This is a genomic window from Plectonema cf. radiosum LEGE 06105 (genome assembly GCF_015207665.1).
Taxonomy (GTDB): domain Bacteria; phylum Cyanobacteriota; class Cyanobacteriia; order Cyanobacteriales; family Nostocaceae; genus Rivularia; species Rivularia radiosa_A.
The window spans coordinates 27,883-43,631 of sequence record NZ_JADEWL010000050.1 but is presented as its reverse complement, the minus strand read 5'-3'; the positions used below and the strand labels follow the sequence as shown (position 1 = coordinate 43,631).

Here is a 15,749-nt window from a genome sequence, read left to right as displayed (position 1 = left end):
GATGGGGAGACAATTACCAATTACCAATTACCAATTACCAATGAATATACAAGATAAAACACAATCTCAGAAACAAGGTTGTCCTTTTCATCATCTGGATACACAATATCAACCTTTTGTCAATCCTCAATTATCAGACCCTTATTCATTTTATGAATTGGCAAGAAATCAGGAACCAATATTTTACAGTTCGGTGTTAAATGGTTATGTTGTGACTCGTTACAACGACATACTTGCCATACTCAAAGACCCAGTTAAGTTTTCTTCTAAGGATAATTTACAGCCAATTGGTGAATATAGTCTTGAAACTGTCGAGGTTTTACGTAGAGGATTTCCTTTCGTTTCCGATTTAGTTAATAGTGATGGCGATCGCCACAAATTTTTGAAGGAACCTTTGATGAAAGTGTTTGTACCAGGACGTATTAAAGCAATGGAAAATTCTATCTATACTATTGCTAACCGATTGGTGGATAATTTTATTCATGATGGTAAAGTCGATATTCTGGAAAAATTTGCTTTTCCGATGCCGTTAGAGGTAATTCTGAATTTATATGGTGTTCCTTTAGAAAGGATGACAGATATCAAAATATGGTGCAATGATATGGCTGAATTATTTTCTGCACCATTAACACCGGAACGACAGGTGGAATGCGCTCGTAGTTTTGTAGCTTTACAGTATATGGTTGCAGATTTAATCGAGCAAAGACGTAAAGCACCACAAGATGATTTAATTAGCAATATTCAAGATTCTGATTTGACTATGCCGGATATGGTAATGGTTTTATGTGGTTTGATATTTGCTGGACATAAAACTACCAGTCATTTAATGGGAAATGCTTTAAAAGTTCTGTTAGAAAAACCCAAATTATGGCAAACAGTTTGCGAAAATCCATCAATCATTCCTGGGGTTGTAGAAGAAGCGCTTAGATATGATGCTCCCGTACCAGCAGTCAATCGTACCACTACCGGAACAGTTGAAATTGGAGGAATGATTTTACCTAAAGACAGCAAATTATTTTTGATTTACGGTTCCGCTAATCGCGATGATATTCAGTATGAAAATGCTCAAGAGTTTGATATTGAGCGTTTCCAACAAACAACTTCCAATCATCTAGCATTTGGTCATGGAATACATCGCTGTATTGGTTCCAAATTAGCGCTTACCGAAGCTCGGATTGCTTTAGAGGTATTGTCTTCAAGATTGCCAAATCTCAGACTTCAGCCCAATCAACAATTTAACTATATCCCCACATTAAGAAGTCGTGGTTGCACTAATCTTCATCTTGAATGGGATTTATCAGTTATCAGTTAACAGTTATCAGTTATCAGTTAACAATTAACAATTACCCATTACCAATTACCAATCTAAAATAATGAATAAACAAAATACGACTTGTCCTTTTCATGCTGGGAAAGAATATCAACCTTTTTCTAAAGAACAATTGGATAATCCTTATCCATTTTTTCAACGTGCAAGAAATGAAGAACCGATATTTTATAGCCCATTATTAAATGCTTATGTAATTACACGATACGAAGATGTTTTAAATATACTCAAAAATCCTACAGAATTTTCTTCAGCAAAAAGTCTTCAAGCTGTGGGGGATTTAACTCCAGAAGTGGTTGAAGTGTTGCGTCAAGGCTTTCCCTTTGTTTCCTTGATTAATAGTGATGGTGAACAACATAAACGCTTACGCACTCCTTTTGTGAAAGTTTTTGCACCAGAACGACTGGTAACAGTAGAAAATTCCATTCGGGCGATCGCGAATAAATTGGTAGATAGTTTTATTGATAATGGCAACGTAGAAATCATATCCCAATTTGCTCATCCATTACCTCTGGAAGTGATTCTAACGATGTACGGTGTACCTTTAGAGAAAATGGAACAGGTAAAACACTCAGGTAATAGTACCTCTGCTTTATTTTCATCACCCTTACCACCGGAGCGTCAAATTGAATGCGCTAAAAGTTATGTTGCTTTACAACATTATCTTGCTAGTTTAATCGAACAACGACGCTCGACACCAGGGAATGACTTAATCAGCGAATTACAAAGCAGTGACCTGACTTTACCCGAACAAGTTTTACTTCTATGTGAAATAGTGATAGCTGGACATAAAACAACTGCAAGTCTAATCGGAACAGCAATCAAACTGTTAGTCGAAAATTCTCATATTTGGCAGAGTTTACATGAAAATCCAGCCTTGATTCCCATAGCTCTTGAAGAAGTCCTCAGATACGATACACCAGCCCAATCGATGGTTCGTGTTACCACTAAAGAAGTTACTCTATCAGGAGTCACAATACCCCAAGATAGTCGCGTATTGTTGCTTTACGGCTCTGCAAATCGGGATTCAAGTCAATATGAAAATGGCGATCGCTTTGATGTCGAACGTTTCAAAGACACTCCTGTCAACCATTTAGCATTTAGTCATGGAAAACATCATTGTACGGGTTTCAACTTAGCTCGTCGAGAAGCACGGATTGCCTTAGAAGTACTATCTCAAAGGCTACCTACTTTACGAATCACTCCCAACCAACAATTAAACCATATTCCCACATTATTAGACCGTGGTTATGTAAGTCTTGATTTAGAGGGTTTTTGAAAAGTCAATTTTTTTGATGGGTAGGAATTATGGTTTAGGTGCAGGGGAAAACACGCCCAGGTTGTCTAGTAGTTGGTGCAGTACATAAATCCTGATAACAACGATGTGTGTTTTCTGGATAACGCTGCATTAAAGCCTCCCAATCCCGATTCACCCGACGATTTTTGGCTACCACCAACCAAGTGCTTTCTATCTCAAATAATGCAGAAGCCGTCAGTTTAACGAATGGCGGCTCTAAATTCTCGACTATGGGATTTTCTTCTTGGTTGTCTGACATAGTATCTCACAGAGCATTCTGAGTAGATGGTTTGGTTAATGGGACTTCATCAGTTTCGGCATTAAAAGCTGCTGCCAGCTCGGCGCTGGAAATTGCAATGGCACTTTCATGCCATTCATGGATAATCCCGTCAATTATCTCCCATGCTGTGGTTGAAGAATCTATCAACCGAAAAGCTTCACTTAGCTGTTTGATAAACTCTTGTAACTCATCGGAATCAAACACCCTCAACCATCCATAAGGATATTCAAAGCCGATTTCTTTCCCTAGTAATAGAGAAAAAGCCACAGTTAATGCTTCAAAAACAGCTTTACTTTGAGTAGCTGCTTTGATCACAGAAGTTACTTCCTCTCGTCGCAGCAACGCAAAAGACTGATCATTACGAGTAATTGTCACTGGACGTTCCAAAGCTTTATCTAGAACTCGCCCAGGCTGACGATTTAACTCAGTGGCAGTAATTAGCTCATCTGAGTAAATATTGCTAAAATTGCCTAGAACCATAGATGATGCGTTTTCAGCCAAGTCAATTTAATAAATTCAATAATTCACTACGTATAATTATACGTGCTATTCATTGTTGGTCAATAGGGATTAAAACTCCCTTGTGCTGAAACTATCGGTTCTATTGGTGGTAGGTATTTTTCTACGCGCTCAGTTGCTTGAATAACTCTTAGGGGCTAGGGATTAGGGAGTAGGGAGAAGAAAATATACTGTTACCGTTTCTGTATGAATATGCACTTAATTACTCCTATCCCGCTCTAAGATTAGCGTTCACGCTGGGGGCGTGCGGTTAAGGGTGTCCGTAAGGACATGGCTAAATATAGCTAATTAGCAATTTCTTAATTAAATACTTTTTCAGCTAAGGTATACACATCTTGATTACAGGGATAAAACTTCAATTTAAAGTACTGGAAAAAAGTTTTCAATCCGTATGGAACAAGCTTGTATTTAGTAAACAATAATTTTTTCAAATCCATCAATGTTTTCCAAGAAATAAAATTCCGTTCTTGTACCACTAATGACAACATTCCCACAGCAATAAAACCGACAACAATTGCTGCTCCTAATAATCCTCCAATGAAACGTAACAAATAGCTGTTATTTACTTGTTGTAAAAAAATAAATGCAACAGAACTGTGTTCAATTTCTTCAGCGGCGTGCCATTGCCATAATTGCCGCATTCTAGAGTGGGCAGGTTCGAGCATATTTGCTTTGAGGATAATTTCTGCAAGTAAGGTTGTAAGATGCTCAAAACCTGCAATTGTTGCTAAAGAAACCACCTGACCTAATCTTTTTTCCAAGATTTCGAGCAGAATAAAATCACTAATTTTTAACCATGTTTCAAATTTATAACCTTGTTCTCGTAATATTTGATTATATTGATGATGTGCTTGACTGTGGTTGGCTTCTTGAGAGATAAAACCACAAATTTGTGTTTTTAATTGAGAGTCTTTGATATTACTCAATTGACTCTTCATGACTCTAACCATAAATAATTCAAAAGTTGGGAGAAACAAGTTAATCCCGTTGAAAAAATGAGTCATAATTGGGCTGTTATTGTGCCACAACTTAGGAATCTCGGTAGAGAATTGAAAATCAACTTTTCTCGGTTGTATTTTTTGCGGATTGAAAGGTTTTGATGTTGTGAAAGTTGTGTTCATGGAAATACTCAGATTATGTAAAAAAAAATCAAGCTGATATGTTGAAAATCGGGATGATTGAGCAAAAAAGTTAAGCTTAACAATACCACATTATTCAGCAAATACACGCACACAAAAAAACTCTTGTTTGTCAAGAGATTACAGAAACAAATCAATATTAGGACTTACTCCCTTCCCGGCAGAAGATTACTGTTCGCGCAGCGTCTCCCCCAGGGAGAATTAAAAAACCGCAGCGGAAAGTGTGGTCTTGGGGAGGCGCGGGTGCGGAACCTGTGTCCGCACATTGAGCGCCGTGGTTTCCCCCATGAACAACTTTTCAAGACACAGACGCACAGAGCGCAGAGTTAGCTCCGCGTGTCCGTCAGTAAATATTCAAAACCCAACTTTTAAACCGATGAAAATTGCATAAATTGCAAATTGCTACCCCTAGCTATCTAATGACGTAATCGATTAGTAGTAGCAAAATTACCATGAATAACCTTTCAATACCAGCAGAGCAGAAAAATACCGAAATTACTCAAGACAAAAATCTTTACATCATTATTGGTGTAACGCTGATATCGATTATGGGAGGACAAACAGTTGCCCCAATATTACCGAGTCTAACCTCTGTATTTAATGTTTCTCCCAGGGAAATTGAACTGGTAATGACACTTTTTGTATTACCCATTGGTATCGCAACTCCGATTTTAGGAGTATTAGCCGATCGAATCGGGATTAGGAAAGTTTTGATTCCTGCCTTAATATTATTTGCGATCGCCGGAGCATCTATTTCTTTTGCGGGGACTTTCACTTCTGTTTTGGGATTACGATTTTTACAGGGGTTAGGTGCGGCTCCGTTGGATGCTTTAGCTTTAACGATGATTGCAATGCTCTACAACGGTAGAAAACTGGGTGCAGCAATGTCAATCAATGCAGCGGTAATTGGTATATCTTCGGCAATATATCCGTTATTAGGGGGAGCATTAGGAAGTATTAACTGGACATATCCATTTTTACTTGCAGTTTTGGCTTTCCCCTTGGTAATGTTGGTAATTATGGTATTAAAGCTACCCTCAAAACCTCCCGGAGTTGAAAAACCAAGTTTAAAAACTTATTTAAAGACTACCTATAAAAGTATTAATAACCGTTCCGTAATCGGATTATTATTTGCAGTGGGTTCCATATTTATGATTCAATTTGGAGCTTTCATTACCTACGTCCCCATTTTTGCGGGGATTTCCCTTGGTGCTTCTGGATTGATGAATGGGATTATTTTATGTGTAATGTCCTTAGCGGTTGCGATTAGTGCTTCTCAATTGGGATGGTTAATTCAAAGATTTTCGGAAATTACCTTAATTAAAGTTTCTTTTATTATCAGTGCTGTAGCATTATTAATCATTCCGGTAATTAATAATCCTTGGCTGCTATTGATTCCTAGCGCTTTATTTGGTGTAGCCTTAGCATTTGCCTTACCATCATCTCAAGCATTATTAGCGGGGCTTTCTGCACAAGATACCCGCGCTGGCTTTATGGCTGTAAATGCTAGTGTTCAGTCATTGGGACAAGCATTAGGTCCGATATTAGGAGCAATTGCGATCGCGATTGGGGGTATTAAAGCAGTTTTCTTTAGTTCCGCTGGATACGCTTTAATTGCATTTGTAATATTTAATATTCTCATAACTCCCAAACAAACTAAATCAGTACCACAGTTACTACCAGAAATAGAAATAGATGAAGAATTAACAGCTATTCCTTCCATTGCCTCTCCTACAGATTTACAAGCTCCGGTTGCTCAGTTAGTTCACACTCTCACGAATAAAATTATTGATTTACCAGAAATTCCTTCATTAATTTATATCGGTAAACAGCATAAAAATGGTACATCTGATATAGATATTTCTAACTTACCTTATTCAGAAGTTGTTTCGCGGAATCACGCTCAAATTAAATTTGATGGACAAGATTATTATATCCAAGATATGGGAAGTTCCAACGGCACTTATATTAATAAATATCCACTTTTACCAGGTATTTGGTACAAATTAGGACCGGGAGTTAAACTTGGTTTGGGTAAACGTGATATGGTAGCGTTTGTATTTCAATTGAATTAAATTAATTAAACATTTACGGATAATTTTTTCCACCCACCTGCTTAAATAAAACCATGAAAATAGAAAATAAAGTAAATTCAATTCTGATAATTCTTTTTCTGCTCGGAATTTTAATTAGCGGTATTGCGCTATCAAATGTATTACAACAAAAAGCGCAAAATGAGATAAATTCTAAAGCCAGTGCATTAATGACAATGAATAACTCAGTGAGAAGCTATACAAATGAACGAGTAGGACCTTTATTATCACCACAAGTAGAAATTCAAGAGAATTTTATTCCAGAATCGATACCATCTTACTCGGTGAGAGAAGTTTTTGAATATTTTCGTAATACTCCAGAATACGCGAATTTTTTCTATAAAGATGCAACATTAAATCCTACAAATTTACGAGATAAAGCGGATGATTTTGAAACTGAAATTGTTAATAGTTTTCGTCAACAACCCGATAAAACATCTTTATCTGGTTTTCGTACAATGTCAGGAATAAAACTATATTATACTGCTAAACCTTTTGCAATTAAAAATGAAAGTTGTTTACGATGTCATAGTATTCCTGAAAACGCACCGAAAAGCCAGTTAAAAACTTATGGAAGTGAACATGGTTTCGGATGGACGCTCAATGATATTCTTGGTGTGCAAATTGTTTATGTACCCGCCGAAGAAATTCTCGAAAATGCTCGTGATTCATTTATGCTGGTAACGGGAATTGTGGCGATGGTGTTCACGGTGGTAATTATCATCATTAATCTGTTGTTACAAAGAACTGTATTACGACGAATAAAGCGTATTGCGACAGTTGCTGAACAAGTTAGCGTCGGTAATATGGATGCTAATTTTGGTAGACAAAATAAGGATGAAATTGGAGATTTAGCTGAAGCTTTTAACCGGATGAAATATAGTCTAGAAATTGCCATGAATATGTTGAATAGAAAAAAGAATAATTAATAAATTTAACATGAGTTCAATTTATTCCTGATTCTTGAATCCCTATGAAAATAAGTCGGGTTTTTATGATTTTCTATGGGTAACACCAGAAAATAGTCATAAAAACCCGACTTCTGTAATTATTAGAATCCTGATAACTGATAACTGATAACTGATAACTGATAACTGATAACTGATAACTGATAACTGATAACTGATAACTGATAACTGATAACTGATAACTGATTACCGTTCCAATATACGTTTTTTAAATTCCATGGCAATTCCGTAATCGGGAATATTTTGTAATAATTTATCAACGAATTCGGTTATAGAAATTAAGGGATGAGATTGTAAAGTCTCTTGAATGATAAAATTAGCAATTGGACCAATGGAATAAGTTAAGTAACTTTCACATTTGCTGATAAAATCAGCATCAATAGTTTGATATAAAGTTGTTGAAGATTTAGCTAATTGAGATTGAGTTGAAATACTTGGTATTTCTAAAATAGCTGTTGCTTGATTTTTAAATAGAATTTTTTCTTGTAGGGGGATATAATCAGTTAATTTTTCAATTAATTGTTGGTAGTCCCCGACTTTTTTAATTGATTGTTGCAATATTTTAGATGCAATTATTCCGATTGTTTTTTTGAGTAACTCTTCTAACTCTGTATATTTTTCGAAATTTATAATTAACTGATTTGGGGATTGTATTGGTACTTTTACATCAGGTAATTTAGCTATATTATTTTGAGGTTTAATTTGTTGAACATTGTGAAATACTTGATTGATATTACCGGGTAAAATATCAATGATTGCTTGGGTACCAGAAAGCCAAGTATGTAAATTTACACCTTTACTTTGTAAGAGTTTTTGTAATTGACTAATCCATTTAGCAACTGGTAATCCTACTTGAGGATTTGCATTCACAAGACTTTCTAAAATAATTTGGGAAAATATTGCTGATTGATGAACGGGTGTTTGAGTAACTATCAAACATTGTCCATATTCGGTACCGCATTGTAAATCTTCTATCCAATTTTGTGCAGAACTAATTCCTGAAGATTCTGAACTTATTAAATCTAAAATAACTATTTGTTGAATTTTTTGAGTACGACGTAATAGTTGTCTCAAAAAACAACGACTCAAACGTACTCCATCACCTAAAACTAAACAGGCTTCTCCATCTTCTTTTTCTTCAACATATCCCCGTAAATATAATAAACAAGTTGGTATTCTCTTTACTCCCCCTACTTTTTGATTATATTGTGCATTTAATTCTCCACTCACTTGGGTAAATTTTTGAATTTCTGTACGAATTTCCGACCAATTTTGATGTTGTTGGTAAAAACATTCCACCTCAAAATCACCAGCACTTTTGAGCAGTTGACTCAGATTATGAGTATTTTCACGATTTGCTAATCCATCAATGATTAAAGCACGTCGTAACTTATGAGAATCAACCTGATTCGGCTTAAATCCAACAATTAACTCTCCGACACCTTCAACAATTCTTTTCGGTGTTTGTATGGGATACTCTGGATAAAGCTGACTATCTCCACGCTCTCGCTTTTGCTGATTAATTAAACGTACTTGATGATTTAACTTATCAATATACTGTACCGTTTGACGATAAACATATTTATAAAGTCCGTCAGCATCAATAAATCCGCTGTTATCGGCTGCTTCCCCCGATAATCCTCGCATTAAATAATAAGTAAATACTCCATGGCCTAACTCCGGAAATTCCCAAGATTGTTGACCGCGATCGCAACTTAGTAAAGCACAAAATCCCTTACTTTGAGAAGCACGGTGTCTAAGGACGTTCATCAGTTGCGGGGTAGAATTGGACAAGGGTGCAATATCTCCATCCCTAGAACTACCAACCCTTGCTCCTAACAATGCCATATCACCACTATGACAGGTATCCAAACACAATAATTGTTGCTTTGCAGGACTTTTACTTAATATTTCTACAAGTTCCTGCATCGGTAAACCAGTAGCCAACAAGTTACTTTTATTAGTATCGGAAAAACATAGGACAGCTTCTTGAGTATTTGGCTCTAACATCCCATGTCCGGAAAAATATAATAAAATCGAGTCATTCGGTTGTGATTGGGAAACAATTTTGTACAAACTTTGGCGAATATTCTTTATTTCTGGCGCTTTTCTGGCAAAATCATGATGTACAACTATTTCTTTATTGGGAAATCCTTCTGTCGCTTTCACAAGTGATTCTTCCAATCCCTGACAATCTAAGGCTGGATAACGTAAAGAAGGTAAACTTATATCTTGATAATCGTTAACACCTACTAATAATAGCCAAAGTTTCGCTTCTCCTGATTTTAATGTATAAGTTGAATCGCTAGAACCTACGCCGAGAGGAGCCATAATTATTAAACCTCTTAACAGTTATCAGTTATCAGTTATCAGTTATCAGTGAACAGTTATCTATTGATATGCTTCCTACCTTATCTTCAAACATACACCGTCGCAACTGTCAATCGATAACTGATTTTCCATTGTATTTAATTAATCCTACTTATATAATTTTATATAATTTGGATGAGATATAGTCGATACAGAAAAGTAGTGGAAAATGCTCTTACAAAATCGACTTAACTTTTCTACAACTTCTAAATCTAATCATTCTTCACAAATCAGGTTTGAACCCATAATTACCTTATTTTATTATGGGTAGAGCTTTGAGGTAATTATAAAGTTGAGCATCAATTAATTAATTTTAGGACTTACGTAACTGGCAAATTTTTATTGTAGGGGAGGCTCTGGGGCGGTGTAGATTAACTTCGGGCATTATTGTCGTTGTGTGACAATCTTGAACGTAAAAATAAGCAGTCAATCGCGCCTATTCCTGAATTTTTTAATTGAAAATAATCATGTCAAAATATTTATATATTTAGAAGTATTGACAAAATTGATTGCTTCATACCAACCTAGTAATCATTTAAATCAACTTAATTAAGTTGTGTAAAGTGATTTTTTTAGATATTATCGGTAATTGATAAAAACCTAACTAAATGCAGTTAAAAACGTGGATATAGGAGTCTGTGTTATTGTCGGTATAATCAGGTAACTGCATCTAATATATATGTAGATGTATTTATGATGTACTTATATATTTGTGAGTGATTTAGTTATGCGTTCTCGTCAAACTATTGCCGAATTATTTACAACTTTCTTACAATTTGACGCAAATAGAGTAATTGGTTGGGCTACCGATGCTAGATTACGTCGGAATATTATTAATCATCAAAAAGCGTTATCAAAATCAGAAAATTCCGAAGATTTTTGGGTATCTTATTGGTATAAAAAATGGCAATCTCAGACAGAGAATTTAGCAAAAGGACATTTATCGGCTTATTTACAAGAAGTTTGCTATTGGGCTGCAAATAAAACAGTTACTCATTTTTCTTCTGGTCAATATACTTTATCAGATTGTTTTCAAGCGATTGTTACTAAGACTGATAAAGTTTTGCAAGGTTTTAAACCTGATATGGGTTTTAATATTAAAAATTATGCTAGTGCGATTTTTAGTAGTGAACTTAAGGAATTATTACGACAACACAAAGAAGTTGATATTTCTACCGATTGGAGATTGTTGCGGAAGTTGACTCAAAAAAGGTTGGTAGAATCTTTAGAAAATGCTGGATTGAATGCACAAACTATCGAATCTTACTTACTTGCTTGGAAAGCTTATCAAGCAATGTATGCTCCTCGTCAAGAAAAGGGAACTCGTAAACTAGCAAGACCAGATGATATTGTATGGGAGAATATTGCTCAACTTTATAATCGCGATCGCCATTCTCAACTTTCCCAACCTGGACTAGAATGTAGTGGAGAAACCATAGAAAAATGGCTGATTAGTTGTGCAAAAGCTGTACGGGCTTATTTATATCCCAATATGGCTTCTTTGAATGCAACTTCGGGGGATAATTCCGGAGAATTTCAAGATATTTTACCGCAACTTAGACAAGAATCCTTGCTTTCAGAAATTATCGCTCAAGAAGAAATTGCCGAACGAAAATCACAGCAATCTCAAATCAGCAATGTGATAATTGCTGCCATCAAAGAATTAGATGAACAAGAACAAAATATTATTAAATATTACTATCAAGGTAGTTTGACCCAATCACAAATAGCGAAAGAATTAGGAGTAAAGCAATACACGATTTCTCGTAAACTTAGTAAATGTAAGGACATATTATTACTAAAATTGGCTACTTGGAGCAAAGAATCGCTGCATATTTCCTTAAATTCGTCACTATTAGATTATATGAGTACTCTTTTAGAGGAATGGTTGCAAACTTATTACAGTAAATAGGGAGCAGGGAGCAGGTAATTGTCAACTGATAACTGATAACTGTTCACTGATAACTGATAACTGATTACCGGAGCCTTTGATTATGAACGTTGATTTAGAAACGCTAAGTTTAAATAATCCTACAAACCTATGGTTGGAAATTCCCGAAAACCAACAAACTAAAATTTGGCAACAAAGTCAAGCTTATTCTACAGATAATCGTCGTTGGATAGGATATCTCAACCGTTTAAGTTTAAATGTGTTTTTACCTTGGCTCCAGGAAGAATACGCTCAAGATGCAAAATTGTTTCCTAATTCTGCTACTTTACCGAGTATTTGGGAAGTTACCAATGGTACGGGTATTTGTTTTAATGGTAAAAAATTAGTATTAATTCCCACTGAAGCCCTTGATATATCAGAAATTAGAGTTCCTCAAGAATGGGTAGACATTCCCAAATGGAGCGCTGATTATTACGCAGCTGTACAAATTAATGTAGAATCCGGATATATGAGAATTTGGGGTTATACATCTCAAGTAAATTTAAAACAAATGGGAAATTATGATCATCGCGATCGCACTTATTGTTTAAATAAGGAGCATCTAATTTCTAACTTGAGCATTTTATGGATAGCACGTCAAATTTGTCCGGAAGAAATCACCAAAAATCCAACTGTTCCGATACCGGAATTGTCCGCAATTCAAGCAGAAAACTTGTTAAATCGGTTAGGAAATCCCCAAGTAATAAATCCCCGTCAAGAAATACCATGGACGATGTGGGGAGCATTATTAGAACAATTTGGTTGGAGACAAAGATTGTACGAACAACGTTTGGGAATACCAAAACAATGGTCAATTAGACAATGGATGCAAACGGGAGTATCGGAAGTAGCGAGACAATTTGGTTGGGGAAGTATAAATTTACAACCTAATTTAGAAGGTGCTAGAGGTACTACAGAAACACCTCAAGGAACAACTTTAATTAGAAAAATTATTATATCCGGTTTGGAATATGAATTATTAGTGCATCCCAAAGGTAGAATTGAAGATAGAATTTGGCGTTTTGAATTACGACGTGCAACAGTGGGAGAGATGATTCCTGTTGGGTTGAAATTAATGCTGTTAACAGAAGACTTACAACCATTTGATGGCAATCAAGTTCAAGCTAAAACACCTGTAGAAAGAATTTATGTTGATGTCGCTTTGGGTGAGGATGAAGAAGGTTTGGTATGGAAAGTAGAGCCAACACCCGATGATTATGAATATGAAACTTTATATTTATAAATACAGACGTGGAAATAATAACTAATCATCCGGAGTTGATACAAGTATGTTGTCGCATCTGGTGCAATTATGCTGTATAATTGCACCAGATGTCATGCAACAAAGATTATGATCCGTCAAAGTATTTCACTTACACCGCCGAATGATGCCTGGTTAAAAGCACAGGTGGAAGGTCAGGAGTATGCTAGTAAAAGTGAGGTGGTAAACGACCTGATACGTAAGGCTCGTGCCAAGCAAGAAAAAGTTGAAGAAATCCGCTTTAAGCTAATTGAGGCAGAGCAAAGCGGCTTTGTTACTCCTGAGCGTCAGGAAATTCTTGCTGAATTCAAGCGTCATGCTGCACAGTAATGGCAAACTATAGATTGACGCAAGGGGCTAAAGAAGACTTACGGCAAATTTATTATTATGGCTTTGAGACATGGGGCGAAGCAGCAGCAGACCAGTATTATAATCAACTTTTTGACCGCTTTGAGCAGATAGCTGCACAGCCCTATTTATACCCTGAAGTTGATTTTATCCGTAAAGGCTATCGCCGCAGCGTATGTGGTGTGAATAGCATTTATTACCGCATTGAAAATGATGTGGTTGAAATCATGGCAATCCTTAGAAGCCAAGAGACTGACACAATTCTTGATTTATAAGGAATATACCGTAAACCTTTGAGAAAGTATAAAAAAATCAGCCCTACCCTCCTGATATCATGTCTGGTTAAACTAATAACTAATCATCCGGACTTGATATAATAAGTCGGGTTTTTTCCTTGAAATATCTGTGAGACAACACAAGGAAAGTAAAAACCCGACTTCTCATCGAACACTGACGTTAATTATAAATTATCTTCCAAAAATTCGGCTAATTCTGGCAATTTGTGCCAAAGTCCACCATTTTTCACTGCATAAGAAGCCATGATCACAACATCATTAACCTCTGTATTCCTCTGCGTTTACCTCTGCGTAACTCTGCGTTAAAAACCTCAAAAAGAAAATGTCGTCCGTAACGTCCCCGTATAAATGGTACCGTTATCGTTTCGATTTGCAGCGTTATCGATTATTTGAATTGTCGGCGTAATTTGTACATTTCTATTAATAGGATAGTTGTAAAATGCTTCATAATTTGTTTGAGTTGAATCACCGATTTCTGTGGCTATAAAAGGCTGTCCGACAGCAAAGCCAGCTAAAGCACCTCTAGTAAATAAGTCTCTAAATGCAACTCCAGCCATCCAATAATTGGGATTAATATCACCAAAATTCGTATTGTTGTAACTACTAAATCCGTAGCGTCCAAATATACCAATTTTTTGAGCAACGGTTAATTCTAAATTAGCTCCAATAGCATCAAAACGGTTATCAAATATTTCACCACCGCTATACTGTAAACGTAAAGCTAAATCTCTAGAAGGTGAATATTCTACTTCTACTACACCTTGATAATTATCTCCAAATAAACCCCTTGTTCCACCAGTATTAGGTGAATTGGGAATATTGGGAGAATTGTACAATACATCTATAAAAGGTGCTGTTCCGATCAGTCTTCCTTGATTGCTGGGATTTGCTGCATCTGCTGCGGTATAAGCAGCTCTAACGCTAAAAGCTCCGCGATTCGGTTTCCAGTCAATTACTGCTCCAGCACTGGGAAACTCGATGGGGAAAATAACATAATTATTTACAAAAGCTTGAGTACTAAAATCACGAAAACTTAATTTAGCATAACTATTAAAGTCTATATAATCCGCAGCACGAATATTTGGACCGATAGTAACTGCTAAATCTTGACTAGGTTTAAAGGTGTAATAAAGTCTTGATATCTCAAAATCTCTATCTGTAGGGGGATTGATAGAATAATCCAAAGCACTACCAAAAAATGGTTCTAAGAAACCACCAGCATTATCTCTACCACCTTGAACTTGACCATTTTCTGTAAAACCGCTTCCTGTTTCCAAACGCAGCTTTAATAAATCATTTTGATTAAAGCTGGTATCTAAATCAAATCCAGCCCTAAATACCATTGTGGCATTGGGGTCATTTGTAATTTGTCTTCCAGTCGCGTCAATAATGCGATCGCCATTTATACCCCCAGCATTCGCAGAAATAATTACTTGTCCCCTCAATTTAGTAGTTGTAGAAAACTGGGATGCTTCTAACTGAGCGTTACGGGCTTCTAAGGTATCCACTCGACCGCGTAAAGTTGCTAATTCCGCAGTAAAATTTTCCTGTAACTTCTGTAAAGTTAATAAATCGTCCCTAGTTACAGAATCCTTCGTGGCGATCGCCATCAGTTCATTAATTCGATCTAAACAAGCATTGAGTCCAGCAGCGAATTCATAACGGGTGATTGCTCGATTCCCCCGAAAAGTCGCATTGGGATATCCAGCAATACAACCATACCGTTCAACTAAAGATTGTAATGCTTGAAATGCCCAATCAGTCGGTTGAACATCGCTTAATTGATTGACATTCGTTATCTGTCTCATTTCTGTTTCTGCTTTAACAGGAGATGTTGTTAAAAGAAAGCAGATAATCGGAGAAACAATAAAAAAGAATTTAAGCATTTTGAAATTTGGTAATTGGTAATTGGTAATGGTTA

The 15,749-nt window shown here is 36.1% G+C and carries 13 protein-coding genes; 8 read left to right on the top strand and 5 right to left on the bottom strand.

All coding sequences use genetic code 11. The features are described from left to right. Both IQ247_RS15925 and IQ247_RS15920 read left to right on the top strand, forming a co-directional pair. Positions 1-1,312, top strand: a 1,312-nt coding sequence (locus tag IQ247_RS15925; RefSeq protein WP_228059788.1) for a cytochrome P450, incomplete at its 5' end; no start/stop codon positions are given. Positions 1,313-1,373: 61 nt separating this feature from the next. Continuing rightward, on the top strand, positions 1,374-2,606 hold the full coding sequence (locus IQ247_RS15920; protein ID WP_193921584.1) for a cytochrome P450: 1,233 nt from the start codon (positions 1,374-1,376) through the stop codon (positions 2,604-2,606). Between the two features lie 34 nt (positions 2,607-2,640). Here the strand turns inward: IQ247_RS15920 and IQ247_RS15915 are convergent, their stop codons facing one another. The 3 genes from IQ247_RS15915 to IQ247_RS15905 all read right to left on the bottom strand — a co-directional run bounded on the left by IQ247_RS15915 (position 2,641) and on the right by IQ247_RS15905 (position 4,544). Next, the gene (locus IQ247_RS15915) at positions 2,641-2,883 is read right to left on the bottom strand and encodes a hypothetical protein (protein ID WP_228059787.1); all 243 of its coding nucleotides are present in this window, start codon (positions 2,881-2,883) and stop codon (positions 2,641-2,643) included. A 6-nt stretch (positions 2,884-2,889) separates the two neighbouring features. Then, positions 2,890-3,384 (bottom strand): hypothetical protein, encoded by a 495-nt coding sequence (locus IQ247_RS15910; protein ID WP_193921582.1) that lies wholly within the window; start codon positions 3,382-3,384, stop codon positions 2,890-2,892. A gap of 338 nt (positions 3,385-3,722) precedes the next feature. Then, positions 3,723-4,544 (bottom strand): metal-dependent hydrolase, encoded by an 822-nt coding sequence (locus tag IQ247_RS15905; protein WP_193921580.1) that lies wholly within the window; start codon positions 4,542-4,544, stop codon positions 3,723-3,725. Between the two features lie 470 nt (positions 4,545-5,014). Here IQ247_RS15905 and IQ247_RS15900 point away from each other — a divergent pair, with 470 nt between their 5' ends. Together IQ247_RS15900 and IQ247_RS15895 are read left to right on the top strand one after the other, a co-directional pair. Continuing rightward, on the top strand, positions 5,015-6,637 hold the full coding sequence (locus IQ247_RS15900; RefSeq protein WP_193921578.1) for an MFS transporter: 1,623 nt from the start codon (positions 5,015-5,017) through the stop codon (positions 6,635-6,637). Between the two features lie 53 nt (positions 6,638-6,690). Next, positions 6,691-7,584, top strand: a complete 894-nt coding sequence (locus IQ247_RS15895) for a c-type heme family protein (protein WP_193921575.1) — start codon at positions 6,691-6,693, stop codon at positions 7,582-7,584. Between the two features lie 225 nt (positions 7,585-7,809). Here IQ247_RS15895 and IQ247_RS15890 read toward each other — a convergent pair whose 3' ends face one another. Continuing rightward, complete coding sequence (locus tag IQ247_RS15890; protein ID WP_193921573.1) at positions 7,810-9,954, bottom strand: DUF8082 domain-containing protein; 2,145 nt, start codon at positions 9,952-9,954, stop codon at positions 7,810-7,812. Between the two features lie 751 nt (positions 9,955-10,705). Here IQ247_RS15890 and IQ247_RS15885 point away from each other — a divergent pair. From IQ247_RS15885 to IQ247_RS15870, 4 genes are all read left to right on the top strand, one after another. Further along, positions 10,706-11,905, top strand: a complete 1,200-nt coding sequence (locus IQ247_RS15885) for a sigma-70 family RNA polymerase sigma factor (protein WP_322745512.1) — start codon at positions 10,706-10,708, stop codon at positions 11,903-11,905. 82 nt (positions 11,906-11,987) lie between these two features. Further along, a complete protein-coding gene (locus tag IQ247_RS15880; RefSeq protein WP_193921571.1) occupies positions 11,988-13,166 on the top strand; it encodes a DUF1822 family protein in 1,179 nt (392 codons plus the stop codon). Between the two features lie 108 nt (positions 13,167-13,274). Beyond that, positions 13,275-13,514: a ribbon-helix-helix domain-containing protein gene (locus IQ247_RS15875; RefSeq protein ID WP_193921569.1), complete on the top strand. Its 240-nt coding sequence runs from the start codon at positions 13,275-13,277 to the stop codon at positions 13,512-13,514. After that, positions 13,514-13,807: a type II toxin-antitoxin system RelE/ParE family toxin gene (locus IQ247_RS15870; protein WP_193921567.1), complete on the top strand. Its 294-nt coding sequence runs from the start codon at positions 13,514-13,516 to the stop codon at positions 13,805-13,807. Before IQ247_RS15875 ends, IQ247_RS15870 begins: the two co-directional genes overlap by 1 nt. A 332-nt stretch (positions 13,808-14,139) precedes the next feature. Here the strand turns inward: IQ247_RS15870 and IQ247_RS15865 are convergent, their stop codons facing one another. Beyond that, entirely contained in the window at positions 14,140-15,714 is a 1,575-nt protein-coding gene (locus IQ247_RS15865) for an iron uptake porin (RefSeq protein ID WP_193921565.1), read from the bottom strand. Between the last annotated feature and the right edge of the window lie 35 nt (positions 15,715-15,749).